We start from the raw sequence: 17,783 nt of genomic DNA, 5'->3' as shown, positions 1-17,783 counted from the left end.
GGCCCCCGCCGCGCGTCAGCGTCGGAGGATCCGCGCCTCCCACGGACCGAGAGTCGACCCCGTCGCTCCCCGGACGTTGCCGAGCACCGTCTCGGCGCCCGCCCACTCCTCGAGCAGCGCGACCTCGAGCGGCTCGCCCGACACATTGCCGACGACGAGCAGCTCGTCGGGGCCGGTGCGGGTGAAGGCGAACAGCCGCGGATGCTCCGCCTCGAGCAGCCCGAAGCGGCCGAGCTGCACCGTCTCGTCGTCGTGGCGCAGGGCGATCAGCGCGCGGTAGTGCTCGAAGACCGACCGCTCGGCCGCCCGGTCGGTCTCGACGTTGACCTCGACGTGGTTCGGGTTGACCGGGATCCAGGGCTCGCCGGTCGTGAAGCCCGCCTGCGGCCCCGAGTCCCACTGCACCGGGGTGCGGGCGTTGTCGCGGCTCTGCGCCCGGAGACCGGCGAGCACCGCCTCCGGAGCCTCGCCGCGGTCCTCGACCGCCTCCGCGTAGTAGTTCAGCGACTCGACGTCGCGGAAGTCGTCGATCCCCGAGAACGGCACGTTGGTCATGCCGATCTCCTCGCCCTGGTAGATGTACGGCGTGCCGCGCTGCAGGTGCAGGAGCGTCGCCCAGAGCGTCGCCGACTCGTAGCGCCACTCGCCGTCGTCGCCGAAGCGCGACACGAGCCGGGGCTGGTCGTGGTTGTTCAGGTAGAGGCTGTTCCAGCCCTTCTCGGCGAGGCCGTCCTGCCAGCGCGCGAGGTTGGCCTTCAGCGCGACCAGGTCGAGCGGGACCGGGTGGAACTTGTCGACGCCGTGGTCGATGCCGACGTGCTCGAACTGGAAGACCATGTCGAGCTCGCGGCGCGCGGGATCGGTGACGAGCGCCGCCTCCTCGAGGGTGACGCCCGGCATCTCGCCGACGGTCAGGACGGCGCCCTCGCGGCCGGCGAACACCTCCCGGTGCATCTCCTGGAGGAACTCGTGCAGCCGGGGCCCGACCCCGCCGACGATCCCGGAGCCGCCGGCGTCGCCGTCGACCTGCTCGAGGTCCTTCGAGACGAGGTTGATGACGTCCATCCGGAAGCCGTCGACCCCGCGGTCGAGCCACCAGGTCATCATCGCGTGCACCGCGCGGCGCACCTCGGGGTTCTCCCAGTTGAGGTCGGGCTGCTGCACCGCGAAGAGGTGCAGGAAGTACTCGTCGGTCTCCGGGTCGAGGGTCCAGGCGGGGCCGGAGAAGTACGAGCGCCAGCCGTTGGGCTCCGCGACGTCGAGCCGGGCCTCGGCCGCGGCGTCGAGCTCGCGGCCCTCCTCGACGGCGACGCGCCCGCGCCGCCACCAGTACCAGTCGCGCTTCGCATCCTCCTGCGAGGAGCGCGACTCGACGAACCACGCGTGCTCGTCGCTCGTGTGGTTGACGACGAGGTCCATCATGATCCGGATGCCGCGCCCGTGCGCCTCGGCCAGCAGCAGGTCGAACTCGGCGAGCGAGCCGAACAGCGGATCGATGTCCTGGTAGTCGGAGATGTCGTAGCCGTTGTCGTGCTGCGGCGAGGGGTAGATCGGCGACAGCCAGACCACGTCCACGCCGAGATCGGCGAGGTGCCCGAGCCGCGCGCGGATGCCGCCGAGGTCGCCGATGCCGTCGCCGTTCGAGTCGGCGAACGAGCGGGGGTAGATCTGGTAGACGACGGCGCTGGTCCACCAGGGCGGGGTCGGGGTGAGGGGCTCCATGAGGGCGAATCTAGCCGTGACGACCGACACTGCGGGGGCCGCCGCTCCGACGTCGACGGACGAGGAGGCGAGCGTGTAACGATCGGGTTAATCGTCTCCGGCGACGCCGGGGCAGGACCGTCGCGCTCCACTACTCTCGATCGTGGCGGGCACCCGAGCTCCGCGGGAAGAGTGGTGTCGTGCCGAGGGTCAGGGCCGGCGCAGAGCGCACCGCGATCGACCGACCGGTCGTCGCGCACACCCACCGCCGCCCGCTCGGCGAGACCACCCAGGCCCTCTTCCCCCTCGTCCTCGACGCGGCCGCGGTCGGGCGCGCGAGCGTCGACGGCGGTGCCCCGGCCCTTCTCGAGCGCTACGCGGCCTGGGGCGGCAACGCCCTCGTGGCGACCGACGCCGCCGGCTCGACCGAGGGCGAGTCGGCCGTCGGAGCCTGGCTCTCCGGCCGCCGCGACCGCGACCGGCTCCTGCTGATCGGGCGCTTCGGCGCCCCCGCCGGCTCCGTCGCCTCGCCGCGCGCCCTGGTGAGCCGGGTCGAGGAGTCCCTCCGCCGCCTCCGCACCGACCGTCTCGACGTCCTCGCCGTGCGTCCGGACGGCGCCGGCAGACTCGACGAGCTGCTCGCCGCTTTAGAGGTCCTGCTGGCGCGCGGCATGGCGCGCTCGGTCATCGCCTCCGGCTTCGCCGCCGAGGAGCTCTTCGAGGCCCGCGTGCTGGCCGGTCACGGCCTGCCCCGCTTCGCCGCCGTCGAGGTCGGCTACAGCCTGCTCGAGCGCGACGAGGCGGAGGGCGACGTCGGCCTGGTCGCGGCCGGCCAGGGTCTGTCGCTCGTCTCGACCGCGCCGCTCGCGCACGGGTTCCTCCGCGGGGTCGCCCGTACCCGCCGGGAGCTCAGCCGGCTCCCCGACGGCCACCGCGCCGCGGCGCACGCCGGCCGTCGAGGCCGCCGCGTGCTGGCCACGCTCGACGCGATCGGCGTCGAGCTGTCCGCGGCACCGGCCGCCGTCGCCCTCGCCTGGCTCCTCGCGCGTCCCCGCCTCGTCGCGGCGACCGTCGATCCCCGGAGTGCCACCGAGGTGGACGCATTCGTCCGGGCGGTCTCGCTCGACCTCGACGACGGCCACCTCGCCGCCCTCGAGCGCGCGGGCCGCTGACGCGACCGCTTCTCCCGCGACACCGCCCGGCACCCTCCCGGCGTGGCCTACGCTGGGTCGGATGAGCAACGGCGTGGCACTCCCTCTCGAACAGCCGGAGACGACCATCGGAGCAGCCGGCGGCTCCCTGGTCCGCCGGTCGGTCCTCCCGAGCGGCGTCCGCATCCTCAGCGAGGCGATGCCCGGTGCCCGCAGCGCGACCGTCGGCTTCTGGGTGGCAGCGGGCTCCCGCGATGAGGCCCCCGCCCGGCCGGGCGTCGACGGCTCACCCGCCACGCCGTCGAACTTCGGCTCGACCCACTTCCTCGAGCACCTGCTTTTCAAGGGCACGAAGACGCGCACGGCGCTCGACATCGCCGTCGCGTTCGACTCCGTCGGCGGGGAGCACAACGCGCTCACAGCCAAGGAGTACACCTGCTACTACGCCAAGATCCAGGACCGCGACCTCCCGATGGCCGTCGAGGTCATCGCCGACATGGTGACGTCCAGCCTCCTCGATCCCGTCGAGTTCGAGACAGAGCGCGGCGTCATCCTCGAAGAGCTCGCCATGGCCGACGACGATCCCGCGGATGCGGCGAGCGAGCGCCTGTTCGAGGCCGTCTTCGGCGACCACCCGCTCGGTCGCCCGATCGGCGGCAGCGCCGAGACCATCGGCGGGGCGACCCGCGATGCGGTCTGGGCGCACTACCGCGCGGCCTACCGCCCGAACGACCTGGTCGTGACGGTCGCGGGAGCGGTCGACCACGACGTGCTCGTCGCGTTGCTGACCCGCGTGCTCGCCTCCGACGGCTGGGACCTCGAGACGCCCGCGTCCCCGGTCGCCCGCCGGGTCGGAGGGTCCGCCGCCTTCACGCGCGGCACGCCGCTCTCCCTCGTGCACCGGCCGACCGAGCAGGCGAACCTGCTGATCGGCTTCCCGGGCCTCGCCGCGGCCGACGAGCGCCGGATGACGATGGGGGTCCTCAACTCGATCCTCGGCGGCGGGATGTCGTCCCGCCTGTTCCAGGAGGTGCGCGAGAAGCGCGGGCTCGCCTACTCGGTCTACTCCTTCGCCCCGTCCTACTCCGACGCCGGGATCTTCGGCCTCTACGCGGCCTGCACGCCGGCGAAGGCCGGCACGGTCGCCGAGCTCCTGCTCACCGAGTTCTCGCGTCTGGCCGAGCACGGCGTCACCGCCGACGAGCTGCGCCGGGCGCGGGGCCAGCTCTCGGGAGCCGCCGCCCTCGCCCTCGAGGACTCGGACACGCGCATGTCCCGCCTCGGCCGCGCCGAGCTCACGTTCGGCGAGTTCGTCGACCTCGACGAGAGCCTGCGCCGCCTCGCCCTCGTCGGTGCGGACGACGTCCAGGCACTCGCGGCAGACTTGGCGAGGGGGCCGTCGTCGATCTCGGCCGTCGGCGCGGTCGACGACTCGACGTTCGCCGGCATCGCCGAGGTCGAGAGCGCTTCCGCGGTCTGACCGGATCGCACGACCGCTGACCGCGCACCGTCGCGCCGCATCAAGGAGGACCTCGTGTCCCACTACATCTACCTCGTCCGCCACGGTGAGCAGCAGGACGCCGAGCACGGGCTGCCCGACGGCCCCCTCTCGGCGAGGGGTGAGCGTCAGGCCCGGCTGATCGCCGAGCGCCTCGGCGGCGTGCCGTTCACCGGCGCCTGGCACTCGCCGCTGCGCCGGGCGGAGGAGACCGCCGCGCGCTTCCGTGCCGTCCTCCCCGGGCTCGCGATCGAGCCCTCGTCGCTCCTGTTCGACTGCATCCCGTCCGGCCCGACCCCCGACATGCCGCGCTCGTTCGAGCCGTTCTTCGGGAGCGTCACCGCGGCCGAGATCGAGGCGGGGCACGCGCAGATGCAGGACGCGGTGGCCGAGTTCCTCGCGCCGTCCCGCGAGGACCGCCACGACCTCCTGATCACGCACAACTTCGTCATCGGCTGGTTCGTCCGCCACGTCTTCGACGCTCCCGACTGGCGCTGGCTGGGCGTCAACCAGGCGAACTGCGGCCTGACGATCATCCGCGTCCGCTCGCGGAAGCCCCCGGTGCTCGTCGTGCACAACGACCTGGCGCACCTCCCCGTCGAGCTGCGCACCGGTCTGCCGGAGGCGCAGCCGTACTAGGGCCTGTCGAACACGAGACGCCGCAGATCGTGCGATCAGGCCGAGCGGAGCACGCGGGATCGTGTTCGACAGGCCCTAGCGTGGACCGATGACCACGCTGCTCCGCACCGGTGACGATCACGACGTCGATGCCTGCGTGCGCGTGTGGCTCGAGTCGCTCGAGGCCCGCGACGGAAGCGTCCCCGCCTCCGGGATCGAGCAGCGCGCCCGCGCGAAGCTCGCCGCCCCTCGGGTCTCGTTCGTCGTCGCCGAGGGCGAGGGCTCGGTCGACGGCTTCGTCCTGGTGTCGGTGCCCGGGAGCGGCTTCGCCGACGATCCGCCGCACGCCGCCTACCTCTCGCTGCTCGCGGTCCGGCCGTCGGCCCAGGGCAGAGGTCTCGCACGGAGGCTGCTCGCCGCGGCCGAGCGCGACGCGGCGGAGGTCGCGGACGAGGCCGTCCTCCACGTCCTCCTCGACAACACGGGCGCCCGCGCTCTCTACGCCTCGGCGGGCTGGAGCGAGGCGGGGGAGCCCTTCCCCCATCCGCTCTCCGGTGCCCCCGTGGTCTCGCTCCGCCGACTCCTCGACCGCTGATCGTTAGGCTGGAGGAGTGATGACCTCCGTCGCCGTGGTCGGCGCGTCCGGCAAGCTCGGCTCCCTCACCTGCTCCCTCATCGAGGCCTCCGACGAGTTCGAGCTCGTCGCGCGCCTGGGCTCCCGGAGCGACCCGCGCGAGATGCTCGCGGCCGATGTCGTCGTCGACATGACCGTGCCGGCCGTCAGCCAGGGCATCGTCGATCTCGCGGTGGCGAACGGCCGCAAGGTGCTCGTGGGGACCTCGGGCTGGACGGGCGACCGGATCGCGACCCTCCGCCGCACCGTCGAGGCGCAGCCGGACGCCGGGGTCGTCATCATCCCCAACTTCTCGCTCGGCTCGGTCGTCGCGACGGCGCTGGCGACCGTGGCCGCGCAGTTCTTCGACGCGACCGAGATCATCGAGACCCACGGCGCGCGCAAGGTCGACTCGCCCTCCGGCACGGCCGTGCGCACAGCCGAGCTCATCCTCCGGGCCCGTGGCGAGCGCGGCCCGGTCGAGGCGCCGCACACCGACCAGCGCGCCAGAGGGCAGCAGGTCGCGAGCATCCCGGTGCACAGCCTCCGCCTGCCCGGCGTCGAGGCGCGTCAGGAGGTCGTCTTCGGCGGCACGGGCGAGACTCTCACCATCCGTCACGACACCTCGTCGCAGGCGTCCTACGAGGCCGGGATCCTGCGTGCCCTCCACGCCACCGCGACCGCCTCCGGAGTCGTGGTGGGGCTCGACGCGCTGCTGGACCTCCGCGCGGCGTTCGATGCCGCGCCGCTGGCGGAGCGCGTTCCCGACGAGCCGCCGGTGGTCGACGACGTCCCGTCCGGCCAGGCCGCCGCCGTGACGAGCACCCCGTGAGGACCCGCATCGGCGTCGGCCTGATGGCCGTGCTGCTGGCGCTCTACCTCTTCGTCTGCCTGCAGTACTCGGTCGTCGCGTTCGCGGCCGGCACGGTGCCGGGCATCGTGATGGGCGTGGGTCTGCTGATCCTCGGCGGGATCGGGGTGTGGGGCCTCGTCCGCGAGCTGCTCTTCGGCATCCGCGCCGAGCGCCTCGCGCGGCGACTCGAGCAGGAGGACGCGCTGCCGAAGGAGGTCGTCGACTCCCGGGAGAGCGGGCGCCCGGTGCGCGAGGAGGCCGACGCGCTCTTCCCGCGCTACGCCCAGGAGGTCGACGCCGATCCCGAGAGCTGGCGCGCCTGGTACCGCCTCGGTCTCGCCTACGACGCGAGCGGCGACCGCAAGCGCGCTCGAGGCGCGATCCGCCGCTCGATCGCCCTCGAGCACGACGCACCCAACTGATCGAGGGTCAGTTCAGCACCCAGCCCAGCGCCTCGGCGACGGTCCGGTGGCGGAAGACGAAGCCGTCGTCGAGCAGTCGCTGGGGGACCAGCTGCTGGCTCGAGAGCAGCAGCTCGTGCCCGGCGTCGCGCAGGGCGAGCTCGATGATCTTCTCGGGCACCGCCAGCTTGAACGGGCGGTGCAGCTGCTCGGCGAGGGTGCGCATGACGTCGTTCGCCGTCGCCGGCGTCGGGCCCGCGAGGTTGACCGGGCCCGAGAGCGACGAGGTCAGGAGGTGGCGGATCGCCGCGGCCTCGTCGTACAGGCTGATCCACGGCCACGCCTGGTCGCCGCTGCCGAGCGGGCCGGCCAGACCGAAGCGGGTGAGCGGCAGGAGCGGCTTGAGCGCCCCTCCCATCCCGAGGACCAGACCCGTGCGGAAGGTGACCACGCGGGTGCTCTCCGGCGCGAGATGAGCCGCCTGCTCCCAGCGCTCGACGACATCGGCGAGGAATCCGTCGCCGCGGGACGACTCCTCGGTGAGCTGCTCGCCCGGCCGGTCGCCGTAGTAGCCGACCGCGGAGGCGTTGAGCAGGATCGTCGGGGGAGTGGTCGCCATCCGCATCGCGTCGGTGATGGTCTGCGTCGCCTGCACGCGCGAGTCGAGGATCTCGCGCTTGTACGACGAGGTCCACGGCAGCCGGCTGATCGAGGCGCCCGAGAGGTTGATCACCGCGTCGACCCGGTCGAGGACGCTGAAGTCGAGCATGTGCGAGGTGGGCGCCCAGTGGAACTCGTCCGGGCTCGTCGGCGCGTGCCGCACCAGACGGAAGATCTCGTGCCCGTCCGCGCGGAGCTGCCCGGTGAGCTCGGAGCCGATCATGCCGCTCGCCCCCGAGATCAGGACGCGGAGCCGGCGGGGAGGCGTCACGGGCTCGACGCGCGCCTCGGCGTCCGGCAGCACCGGGTGGCGCTGGTCGGTCGAGCGGGCGGACCGCCGAGCGGATCCGGCGGTCGCACCGGCTCCGTCGTGGTCGGAGTGCCGTGCGGATGAGTCGCTCATGATGCCTCCTGAGGCTCGTCGCGGGCGGCCCGCGAGGCGGGTCCAGCCTAGGACGTCACGCCCGGGAGCCGGCCGAGCGCCCGATCACTCGCGCGCGCACCAGGAGGAGGTACAGCTCGCAGCCGAGGCAGAGCCCGAACGCGGCGTTGAGGAACGCGGCGACGAAGGCGACGGCGGCCGCGATCGGCACGGCACCGGGCACTCCGGCGAGGTGCAGCACCACTCCGGCGCCCGTGACGAGCAGCCCGATGAGCTGAGCGAAGCGCGGCGGCCGGGCGTCCTCCCACTCCTCGGGAGGCGCGAGCCGAGGCCGCACGAGACGACGGAAGACGACGGCCCACGGTCCGGAGCCGACGCCCCGTGCCACCGACCAGGCGAACAGCGCGGCGAGCACGAGCAGCAGGAGGAAGCCCGGCTGCGCGAGTCGCGCTGCGATGTCGCCGGTGGCCGGGGCACCGAGGCCGAGCCCGACCGTCACGAGGAGCAGGAGAGCGGTGACGGAGGCGGCGAAGCGCGGGCCGCGCGGATCGACGTGGCCCCGAGGCGGGGTGCTGCTGCTCATCGTGCGGTCTCCAGTCGGTCGAGTTCGTCGAGGACGACGCCACGGGTGGGCGCGCCGCCGATGCGGGTGCGGGGGACTCCGTCGGCGTCGAGCACCAGGAGGGTGGGGGTCTGCCGCACGTGGAAGCGGTCGGCCAGGTCGGCGCGGTGCGTGAGGTCGACGTCGAGGTGCACGACCCCTGGTCGCTGCCTGCTGATGTCGGCGAGCATCCGGTGCACGGCGGGGCAGCGGGTGCAGAACTCGGTCGAGAACTGCACGACGGTCGCGACGCCTCCGAGCATCGCACCGTCGACGAGGCCGGAGGGATCGATCCGCTCGACGCCCGTCGTCGATCGGGCCCGCCCCGACGCGCGCCGATGGGCGAGGCCGAGGGCCGTCGCGAGGGCGACGAGCGCCGCGAGGGCAGCGGCGACGACGAGAGGATCCACGACTCGACGCTAGGCCGTGCCGCGGCCGCACACCCGTTCATGACGCCGCGAGACGTCGAGGGGTGCTCTAGGGTCGAAGCCGTGACCGAGCAGAACGCCCCCGACGGCGAGTTCACCTTCCGCTCCGATGTCGTCGTCGAGCTCATCAGATCGAGCGCGCACGACTCCGACGTCCTCTTCGCGGCCCGTGTCTCGACGCAGGGCGAGCAGACCCTCGCCGCCGCCCTCGACGACGAGGACGCCGACGCCGAGAAGCAGCGCAAGCGCGACCGCGGCCTCATCAACTACCTGATGCGCGACCGCCACGGCTCCCCGTTCGAGCACAACTCGATGACCTTCTACGTGCAGGCGCCGATCTTCGTGTTCCGCGAGTTCATGCGGCACCGCATCGCCTCCTACAACGAGGAGTCGGGCCGCTACCGCGAGCTCCGCCCCGTCTTCTACGTGCCCGGCCCCGAGCGCAACCTCGTCCAGGTCGGCAAGCCCGGCGCCTACTCCTTCGAGCCCGGCACCCCGGAGCAGACCGAGCTCGTCGTCGCCGAGGCGCGCCGTGCCAGCATCCAGGCCTTCGAGGCCTACCAGCGGATGCTCGACGCCGGCGTCGCCCGCGAGGTCGCCCGCATCGTGCTGCCGCTCAACATCTACTCGTCGATGTACGTGACGCTGAACGCCCGCTCGCTGATGAACTTCCTGTCGCTGCGCACCAAGCGCGAGGACTCGACCTTCCCCTCCTTCCCGCAGCGCGAGATCGAGATGGCCGCCGAGCAGATGGAGCGGCACTTCGAGGAGCTGATGCCCCTGACGGCCGCGGCCTTCACCGCGAACGGCCGCGTCGCCCCGTAGCCTCCGCCCCTCCACCGGATCGACTCCGGCCACGACCGCCCGACCCGATACCCTGATGCTCGTGTCAACTCCGGAGAATCCTTTCGGCCAGGTCCTGGTCGCCCTGGTCACCCCGTTCACCGCCGACGGCGAGGTCGACTGGCCCGGCGTCGAGAAGCACATCGACGACTGCATAAAGGCCGGCGCCGACGGCATCGTCGTCACCGGGACCACGGGCGAGACCAGCACGCTCACCGACCCCGAGAAGATCCGTCTCGTCGAGGTCGGCAAGGCGGTCGCGGGTGGTCGCGCGAAGATCATCACCGGAGGCGGCTCGAACGAGACCGCGCACGCCATGCAGCTCGCGCGCCAGAGCGAGAAGGCCGGCGCCGACGGCAACATGATCGTCACGCCGTACTACAACAAGCCCACGCAGGCCGGCATCCTCACGCACTTCCGGATGATCGCCGACGCGACCGACCTGCCCGTGATCCTCTACGACATCCCTGGTCGCACCGGTGTCCCGATCCGCTACGAGACGATCCTCCGTGCGGCGAAGCACCCCAACATCCTCGCCGTGAAGGATGCCAAGGGCGACCTCGCGGAGGTGAGCCGCGTCCTCAACCAGACCGACCTGATGTACTTCTGCGGAGACGACGCCAACGTCCTGCCCGAGCTCGCCATCGGCGCCACCGGGCTCATCGGCGTCACGGCGAACATCGCCGCCTCTCCGTACCGCACGATCGTCGACGCCGTGAACGCGGGCGACCTGCACGCCGCGACCCTCGCGCACCAGCAGCTCGAGCCGCTCGTGCGCGCCGTGATGACCCACGTCCCCGGAACGGTCGCGGCGAAGTACATCCTGCACGGCCTCGGCCGCATCTCCTCGCCCCGCGTCCGGCTCCCGCTCGTCGGCCCCGAGGAGTCGGAGGCGGCGCTCATCGAGGACGAGCTCGGCCTCGTCCGCGACATCCCCGGCGTCGACTTCCGCAACTTCCGGCCCGACCGGAACGCTGCGGCCGGCGGCGCCCTCCCGAAGGTCGCCGGCACCACGCGCTGACGCCGCTCGCGCGGCACCCCCGTCGAACAGGAGAAGCACGCATGCCCGGTCCCGTGATCATCCCCCCGGCGCTCGCGGCCGGCACCCTGCGCATCATCCCGCTCGGCGGTCTCGGCGAGATCGGCCGCAACATGACGGTCTTCGAGATCGACGGCAAGATCCTCGTGGTCGACTGCGGAGTGCTCTTCCCCGAGGAGAACCAGCCGGGGGTCGACCTGATCCTCCCCGACTTCGGCCCTATCGAGGACCGCCTCGACGACATCGTCGGAGTGGTGCTGACGCACGGGCACGAGGACCACATCGGAGCCGTCCCCTACCTCCTCCGGCTCAAGCGCGACATCCCGCTGATCGGCTCGACGCTGACCCTCGCCCTGGTCGAGGCGAAGCTCAAGGAGCACCGGATCACGCCGTACACGCTCACCGTGAAGGAGGGGGACATCGAGAACCTCGGGCCCTTCGAGCTCGAGTTCGTGGCCGTCAACCACTCCATCCCCGATGCGCTCGCCGTCGCGATCATCACCGACGCCGGCTCGGTGCTGCACACCGGCGACTTCAAGATGGACCAGCTCCCGCTGGACGGCCGGATCACCGACCTCCGCGCCTTCGCCCGCCTGGGCGAGGAGGGCATCGACCTCTTCATTGTCGACTCGACCAACGCCGACGTGCCCGGATTCACACCGAACGAGCGCGACATCGGCCCCGTCATCGAGGCGGTCATCGCCAAGGCGACGAGGCGCGTGATCGTCGCGAGCTTCTCGAGCCACGTGCACCGCGTGCAGCAGGTCCTCGACGCCGCCCACGCCAACGGCCGACGCGTCGCCCTCCTCGGGCGCTCGATGGTCCGCAACATGAGGATCGCGGCCGACCTGGGCTACCTGAAGGTGCCGCAGGGCGTGCTGATCGACGTCAAGAGGGCCGGCGACATCCCCGAGGACAGGATCGTCTACATGTCGACGGGGTCGCAGGGCGAGCCGATGGCGGTCCTCAGCCGGATGGCCAACCGCGACCACCAGATCGAGCCGGGGGAGGGCGACACCGTCATCCTCGCCTCGAGCCTCATCCCGGGCAACGAGAACGCCGTCTACCGCGTGATCAACGGCCTGACGAAGCTCGGCGCGACCGTCGTGCACAAGGGCAACGCGAAGGTGCACGTCTCGGGACACGCCGCCGCGGGCGAGCTGATCTACTGCTACAACATCCTCAAGCCCCGCCATGTGATGCCCGTGCACGGCGAGTACCGCCACCTCGTCGCGAACGCGAGGCTCGCGTGGGACACCGGCATCCCCGAGGAGAACACGATCATCGCCGAGGACGGCACCGTGATCGACCTGGTCGACGGGACGGTGCAGGTCGTCGGCCGGCTCGATCTGGGCTTCGTCTACGTCGACGGCTCCTCGGTCGGCGAGATCACCGACGCCGACCTCAAGGACCGCCGGATCCTCGGCGAGGAGGGCTTCATCTCGATCATCGTGGTGGTCGAGGCCGGCACCGGTCGCATCGTCGTCGGGCCCGAGATCCACGCGAAGGGTTTCGCCGAGGACGACCGGGTCTTCGACGAGGTCAAGCCGCGCATCGCGAAGGCCCTCGAGGAGGCGGTCCAGAGCGGCGTGAGCGACCCGCACGCCCTCTCGCAGAGCGTGCGCCGCGTCGTCGGCCGCTGGGTCAACACCAGCTATCGACGCCGGCCGATGATCGTCCCGCTGGTCATCGAAGCCTGACTCCGCCGCGCTCGTCTGGCCGATCGCGGCGCGACCGGGCACACTGAACGCGGGGGACCGTCGTCCGACCCCTGTCTCCGGAGGCCCGCGTGGACTACTCGATCCGGCCGGCCCGCCCGGACGACGCCCCGTTCCTCGCCGACATGCTCGTCGAGGCGGCGAACTGGACCGGCGGCTCCTCGCGCACCAGGGTCGACGTCCTGGCCGAGGAGGCGACCCGTCGCTACATCGCCGGCTGGCCCCGCGCGGGCGACCTCGGCTCCGTGGCGGCGACGGCCGACGGCGAGCGGATCGGCGCCTGCTGGACGCGGCTGTTCACCTCGGCGGTGCCGGGCAAGGGGTTCATCGCGGCGGGCGTGCCCGAGCTGACGCTGGGCGTCCGGCCGGTGTACCGGGCCCAGGGGATCGGTCGCGCACTCGTCCGAGCGGCGATGTCCGACGCCCGTGCCGCCGGATACGCGCGAATCTCGCTGAACGTCTCGCGGGACAACTTCGCCCGCCGCCTCTACATCAGCGAGGGCTTCACCGTGGTCGCCGATCGCGGCGACGCCGAGACCATGGTCGCCCTGCTCCGCTGACGCGGGCCACGGCGCGGGTCCGCGGCGTTGTCGGGGCCGACGGGTACGGTGGCCTCATGGCGACGAGCACCAAGACGACCTCCCGTGGGCGGGGGAGTGCGCCCGCGCGCTCCGGCGCTCCGCGTTCCGGCCGGGGCTCGGGACGGGGTGCCGCCGAGAAGGCCACCGTCGCGTTCGACACGGCGCCGCGCACCAACATCCTCGTCCGCCTCTGGATGACCCTGGCGCACGTGGTCGGCGGCGCCGCCCGCGCCCTCGGCCCCGAGCGGCTCGCGAAGGAGGAGCGCCGTGACGGCGTCCCCTTCCTGCTCGTCCTGCTCGCCCTCGCGGGCGCGGTCGTCGAGTGGTTCCTGGCCACCGATCCCGTGGCCACGATCCTCGACGCCTGGACCTTCGGCGCCCTCTTCGGCCGGGTGGCCTACGTCCTCCCCGTCGTGCTGCTGCTCTTCGCCCTCTGGCTCTTCCGGCACCCCAGCTCCGTCGACGACAACGGCCGCATCGGAGTGGGGCTCACGTTCCTCCTCGTCGCCTCGGCCGGAATCTGCCACGCGCACCTCGGCGCTCCCGCCCCGGGCGTCGGCATCGAGCAGATGGCCGCCGCCGGCGGCGTGCTCGGCTGGCTGGTCGGCGCGCCGCTCGTCGCCATCGCGACGGTGACCGGAGCGACGATCCTGCTCTCCGCCGTGATCCTGCTCTCGCTGTTCATCATCACCAAGACCCCGCCGAACCGCGTCGGAGCCCGCTTCCGCGAGCTCTACTCCTACCTCTTCGGCACGCCCGTCCTCGACGACGAGGAGCGCGCCCGGCTGAAGGCCGAGAAGGCCGAGGCGAAGGCGAAGGCCAAGGCCGAGGCGGAGGAGTCCGACGAGCAGGAGGACGGCGGTGAGCTGCCCTGGTGGCGTCGCACCGACTCCGGTCGCGAGGACGAGCCGACGGTGCAGACCGAGCTGCCGATCGACTCCCTCACCGAGGTCATCGACACGCCGAAGGGCCCCCGGGGTCGCGCCAAGGGCTTCGACACCGCGCTCGAGGAGCGCGACGAGCCGGCCGACCCGCCGACGCGCTCCTACGCGACCGAGGTCCTCTCCGAGGCGGAGAGCGCCGAGGCCGCGCTCGCCCGGTTCGAGAAGGACGGCGGAACCCGGCCCCTGTCCGGAGTCGTCGACGACGACGCGACGAGCGTCATAGACCTCGACGGCCTCGACGTCGCCCCGGCCGTTCCCGTGCCGCCCGTCATCGAGACCGGGCCGATCGCCCCGCTGCCGGCCGACGCCGACCCCACCGCCGAGTTCGACTCCTCCTTCGAGGACGACGCGCCCTACCGCCTGCCGTCCGCGGCGGCGCTGTCCACCGGCACGCCCTCGAAGGCGCGTTCCGCTGCCAACGACGAGATGGTCCGCGCGATCACCGAGGTCCTCCAGCAGTTCAACGTCGACGCGACCGTCACCGGCTTCTCCCGGGGGCCGACGGTCACGCGCTACGAGATCGAGCTCGGCCCGGGCGTGAAGGTCGAGCGGGTCACCGCGCTCAGCAAGAACCTCTCCTACGCGGTCGCGAGCAACGAGGTCCGCATCCTCTCGCCCATCCCGGGCAAGAGCGCGATCGGCGTCGAGATACCCAACACCGATCGCGAGATCGTCTCGCTCGGCGACGTGCTGCGCTCCGCCGCGTCGACGTCGTCCACGCACCCGATGACGATCGGCGTCGGCAAGGACGTCGAGGGCGGCTACGTCGTCGCGAACCTCGCCAAGATGCCGCACCTCCTCGTCGCCGGCTCCACGGGCTCGGGCAAGTCGAGCTTCGTGAACTCGATGATCACGAGCCTGCTGATGCGGGCGCGGCCGCAGGACGTCCGGATGGTCCTGATCGACCCCAAGCGGGTCGAGCTGACGATCTACGCCGGCGTCCCGCACCTGATCACGCCCATCATCACGAACCCCAAGAAGGCGGCCGAGGCGCTGCAGTGGGTCGTGAAGGAGATGGACATGCGCTACGACGACCTCGCGTCGTTCGGCTTCCGTCACATCGACGACTTCAACGCCGCCGTCCGCGGCGGAGACCTGAAGCTCCCCGCGGGCAGCAGCCGCGTACTGAAGCCCTACCCCTACCTCCTGGTCGTGGTCGACGAGCTGGCCGACCTGATGATGGTCGCCCCGCGCGACGTCGAGGACTCGATCGTCCGCATCACGCAGCTGGCGCGCGCCTCGGGGATCCACCTCGTCCTCGCGACCCAGCGCCCGAGCGTCGACGTCGTCACCGGACTGATCAAGGCGAACGTGCCGAGCCGTCTCGCGTTCGCCGTCACGAGCGTCACCGACTCGCGGGTCATCCTCGACCAGCCGGGAGCCGACAAGCTCATCGGCCAGGGCGACGGCCTCTTCCTCCCCATGGGCACGAACAAGCCGATGCGCGTGCAGGGGGCGTGGGTCCGCGAGGACGAGATCGCGAAGGTGGTCGAGCACGTCACCCGCCAGGCGCAACCCGAGTACCGCCAGGACATCACCGTGCAGGCGCAGCGCAAGGAGGTCGACTCCGACATCGGCGACGACCTCGAGCTGCTCATCGCCGCAGCCGAGCTGGTCGTGAGCACGCAGTTCGGCTCGACCTCGATGCTGCAGCGGAAGCTCCGTGTCGGCTTCGCCAAGGCCGGGCGCCTGATGGACCTGCTCGAGTCGCGCGAGGTCGTCGGTCCCTCCGAGGGCTCGAAGGCGCGCGACGTCCTGGTCTCCGCCGAGCAGCTTCCCGGCGTCCTCGAGCGGATGCGCGGCGGCGACGGAGTCGACGCCACCCCCGCCCCCTCCGCGGTCGCCCCCGACCCCTACGAGGATCCGCTGGCCGAGCCGGTCGGTCCGGTCGCGACCGACTACCACGACGACGACGAGGGCTCCAGCGACGACGCCTGGGCCCTGACCGGTCGCGACTGAGACATGACCCGACACGACGACAGTCCCCTCCCCCCGAGCGACGGAGCACGATGAGCACCCCCTCGGCCGGCGCCCCCGCGCGCTCCGGCAACTGGAACCTTCCGAACGCGATCACCGTCGTCCGGATCCTCCTGGCTCCGCTCTTCTTCTGGCTGCTGCTGGCCGACGGGGGAGAGGACGGGGGGCTGCGCATCGCGGCGGCACTGCTCTTCATCGTCGCCATTGCGACCGACGGGATCGACGGGCACATCGCGCGCAGCCGCGGACTCGTCACCGACCTGGGCAAGCTCCTCGACCCGATAGCAGACAAGGTGCTCACCGGGGCGGCTCTCGTCGGGCTGTCCCTGCTCGGCGAGCTGCCCTGGTGGGTCACGATCGTCATCCTCGTGCGCGAGATCGGCATCACCGTCTTCCGGATGGCCGTGCTGTCCGACCGGGTGATCCCCGCGTCCCGGGGTGGCAAGCTCAAGACGATCGTGCAGTCGGTGGCGATCTCCCTCGCTCTGCTGCCGCTCTGGCTCGTCCTCGGCGAGTGGGTGCACTGGCTGAACGGCATCACGATGACGGCGGCACTCGCGCTCACCGTCCTGACGGGGATCGACTACCTCGCCGATGCCGCGCGTCAGGGCCGCGCCGCCCGCAAGCACCCGTGATCGCCGAACCGCTGGTCAGAGCGCTCGAGGAGCGCGGGCTCGGCCTCGCGATCGCCGAGTCGCTGACCGGAGGTGCGCTGAGCTCCGCCGTCGTCGAGGTGCCCGGCGCCTCCGCGGTCTACCGCGGCGCGGTCGTGAGCTACGCGACCGATCTCAAGCACCGTCTCCTCGGTGTCGACGACACCCTGCTGGCCGAGCACGGACCGGTGCATCCGGAGGTCGCTCTGCAGATGGCGCGCGGAGTCGCGTCGAGGTTGGGCGCCGAGGGCGTGCGGACGGTCGGGGTGGCCACGACCGGTGTCGCGGGACCCGACCCGCAGGGCGGCGCAGCGGTCGGAACGGTCTTCGTCGCGGCGGTCCTGGGCGACGACGAGCGCGTCCTCGAACTGCGGCTCAACGGCGGCCGAGCCGAGATCAGAGCGGCCTCGGTGGAGGCGGCGCTCGAGGCTGCTCGAGAGCTCGTGACGACCGCCCAGCTGTGAATTCGTCCCCTTTCCCGATACGTGCCGGATCGCGGAATGCCCAGCGTTTCGACCCGGTTACATCTGCTGTCGCTCACACGCAAAGTCCAGTCATCCGGTATTAGAGTCGACACACACGAACCGGGTAGTGAACAGCTATCCGGTTCCTTCGTACTCAGCCCCTCCGATCAGAATGCTCCCTCGTGGTGCGTTCTCGTCGCTCGGGCCGGACGAGGTCGCGGTTGACGTGGAGAAGGAGGGTCCAGTGGTTCTAGTTCGTCAGGAGATCGGCGATGTCCTCAGGGACTTTCGCCTGCAGAAAGGTCGCACGCTCCGTCAGGTGGCGAGCAAGGCGAGCGTTGCGCTCGGCTACCTGAGCGAGGTCGAACGCGGTCAGAAGGAGGCCTCGTCAGAGATCCTCGCTTCGGTCGCCGACGCCCTCGACACCCCCATCTCGGTGATCATGCGCGAGGTCGGCGATCGTCTCGCCGTCATCGAGGGCATCGACACCATCCCCGACACCATCCCGGCCGACATGGTCGCCGGGTTCGACGCGGACCTCATCGCCCAGTAGGCGGTGCCGCACCTCCCGTCCCTCCCACCGCACCCCGTTCCACCCAGGGCGTCCGAGTCTCGACTCGGGCGCCCTGCGGCGTTCCCGGACGATCCGGCGTTAGCG

Annotated in this window: 18 protein-coding genes; 14 read left to right on the top strand and 4 right to left on the bottom strand. The window is 71.8% G+C overall.

All coding sequences use genetic code 11. From position 1 onward, the window contains the following. Positions 1 to 15: 15 nt before the first annotated feature. A complete protein-coding gene (locus tag GRS92_RS15580) occupies positions 16 to 1,722 on the bottom strand; it encodes a glycoside hydrolase family 13 protein (protein ID WP_159858060.1) in 1,707 nt (568 codons plus the stop codon). 179 nt (positions 1,723 to 1,901) lie between these two features. On the opposite strand from GRS92_RS15580, the gene GRS92_RS15575 reads away from it, so the two are divergent. The 6 genes from GRS92_RS15575 (at position 1,902) to GRS92_RS15550 (ending at position 6,856) form a co-directional block, all read left to right on the top strand. Continuing rightward, complete coding sequence (locus GRS92_RS15575) at positions 1,902 to 2,873, top strand: aldo/keto reductase (RefSeq protein ID WP_159858058.1); 972 nt, start codon at positions 1,902 to 1,904, stop codon at positions 2,871 to 2,873. A gap of 61 nt (positions 2,874 to 2,934) precedes the next feature. Beyond that, a complete protein-coding gene (locus GRS92_RS15570; protein ID WP_159858057.1) occupies positions 2,935 to 4,332 on the top strand; it encodes a M16 family metallopeptidase in 1,398 nt (465 codons plus the stop codon). Between the two features lie 54 nt (positions 4,333 to 4,386). Beyond that, a complete protein-coding gene (locus GRS92_RS15565) occupies positions 4,387 to 4,989 on the top strand; it encodes a histidine phosphatase family protein (RefSeq protein ID WP_159858055.1) in 603 nt (200 codons plus the stop codon). An 88-nt stretch (positions 4,990 to 5,077) separates the two neighbouring features. After that, positions 5,078 to 5,563 (top strand): GNAT family N-acetyltransferase, encoded by a 486-nt coding sequence (locus GRS92_RS15560; protein ID WP_159858053.1) that lies wholly within the window; start codon positions 5,078 to 5,080, stop codon positions 5,561 to 5,563. Positions 5,564 to 5,579: 16 nt separating this feature from the next. Beyond that, the gene (gene dapB / locus GRS92_RS15555) at positions 5,580 to 6,413 is read left to right on the top strand and encodes a 4-hydroxy-tetrahydrodipicolinate reductase (RefSeq protein WP_159858051.1); all 834 of its coding nucleotides are present in this window, start codon (positions 5,580 to 5,582) and stop codon (positions 6,411 to 6,413) included. Beyond that, on the top strand, positions 6,410 to 6,856 hold the full coding sequence (locus tag GRS92_RS15550; RefSeq protein ID WP_159858049.1) for a hypothetical protein: 447 nt from the start codon (positions 6,410 to 6,412) through the stop codon (positions 6,854 to 6,856). Before dapB ends, GRS92_RS15550 begins: the two co-directional genes overlap by 4 nt. Before the next feature lie 7 nt (positions 6,857 to 6,863). On the opposite strand, the gene GRS92_RS15545 is transcribed toward GRS92_RS15550, so the two are convergent. The 3 genes from GRS92_RS15545 to GRS92_RS15535 are packed head-to-tail and all read right to left on the bottom strand — an operon-like array spanning position 6,864 to position 8,888. After that, on the bottom strand, positions 6,864 to 7,898 hold the full coding sequence (locus GRS92_RS15545; RefSeq protein WP_159858047.1) for a TIGR01777 family oxidoreductase: 1,035 nt from the start codon (positions 7,896 to 7,898) through the stop codon (positions 6,864 to 6,866). Positions 7,899 to 7,953: 55 nt separating this feature from the next. Continuing rightward, positions 7,954 to 8,460 (bottom strand): DUF4395 domain-containing protein, encoded by a 507-nt coding sequence (locus GRS92_RS15540; RefSeq protein WP_159858045.1) that lies wholly within the window; start codon positions 8,458 to 8,460, stop codon positions 7,954 to 7,956. Further along, positions 8,457 to 8,888: a thioredoxin family protein gene (locus tag GRS92_RS15535; RefSeq protein WP_204162410.1), complete on the bottom strand. Its 432-nt coding sequence runs from the start codon at positions 8,886 to 8,888 to the stop codon at positions 8,457 to 8,459. The genes GRS92_RS15540 and GRS92_RS15535 overlap by 4 nt, the downstream gene beginning before the upstream one ends. 81 nt (positions 8,889 to 8,969) lie before the next feature. Between GRS92_RS15535 and thyX the strand changes: the two genes are divergently transcribed. The 8 genes from thyX (at position 8,970) to GRS92_RS15495 (ending at position 17,678) form a co-directional block, all read left to right on the top strand. After that, positions 8,970 to 9,731: an FAD-dependent thymidylate synthase gene (gene thyX / locus GRS92_RS15530; RefSeq protein WP_235022062.1), complete on the top strand. Its 762-nt coding sequence runs from the start codon at positions 8,970 to 8,972 to the stop codon at positions 9,729 to 9,731. Positions 9,732 to 9,786: 55 nt separating this feature from the next. Beyond that, a complete protein-coding gene (dapA, locus tag GRS92_RS15525) occupies positions 9,787 to 10,770 on the top strand; it encodes a 4-hydroxy-tetrahydrodipicolinate synthase (RefSeq protein ID WP_442966243.1) in 984 nt (327 codons plus the stop codon). A 41-nt stretch (positions 10,771 to 10,811) separates the two neighbouring features. Continuing rightward, positions 10,812 to 12,488 (top strand): ribonuclease J, encoded by a 1,677-nt coding sequence (locus tag GRS92_RS15520; protein ID WP_159858039.1) that lies wholly within the window; start codon positions 10,812 to 10,814, stop codon positions 12,486 to 12,488. A gap of 89 nt (positions 12,489 to 12,577) precedes the next feature. Further along, positions 12,578 to 13,066 (top strand): GNAT family N-acetyltransferase, encoded by a 489-nt coding sequence (locus GRS92_RS15515; RefSeq protein WP_235022061.1) that lies wholly within the window; start codon positions 12,578 to 12,580, stop codon positions 13,064 to 13,066. A gap of 56 nt (positions 13,067 to 13,122) precedes the next feature. Then, positions 13,123 to 15,990 carry an FtsK/SpoIIIE family DNA translocase gene (locus GRS92_RS15510; protein ID WP_159858037.1) on the top strand — a complete coding sequence of 956 codons (2,868 nt, stop codon included), beginning with the start codon at positions 13,123 to 13,125 and terminating at the stop codon, positions 15,988 to 15,990. A gap of 50 nt (positions 15,991 to 16,040) precedes the next feature. After that, entirely contained in the window at positions 16,041 to 16,643 is a 603-nt protein-coding gene (gene pgsA / locus GRS92_RS15505) for a CDP-diacylglycerol--glycerol-3-phosphate 3-phosphatidyltransferase (protein WP_159858027.1), read from the top strand. Then, positions 16,640 to 17,125, top strand: a complete 486-nt coding sequence (locus tag GRS92_RS15500; RefSeq protein ID WP_235022060.1) for a CinA family protein — start codon at positions 16,640 to 16,642, stop codon at positions 17,123 to 17,125. The genes pgsA and GRS92_RS15500 overlap by 4 nt, the downstream gene beginning before the upstream one ends. A 244-nt stretch (positions 17,126 to 17,369) precedes the next feature. Then, a complete protein-coding gene (locus GRS92_RS15495; RefSeq protein ID WP_056042334.1) occupies positions 17,370 to 17,678 on the top strand; it encodes a helix-turn-helix domain-containing protein in 309 nt (102 codons plus the stop codon). Positions 17,679 to 17,783 lie beyond the last annotated feature (105 nt).

It is taken from the genome of Rathayibacter sp. VKM Ac-2754, from assembly GCF_009807095.1.
In the GTDB taxonomy this organism is placed as follows: Bacteria; Actinomycetota; Actinomycetes; order Actinomycetales; family Microbacteriaceae; genus Rathayibacter.
Note: the sequence above shows the minus strand (reverse complement) of the source record. Positions and strands in the feature narration are given on the sequence as shown.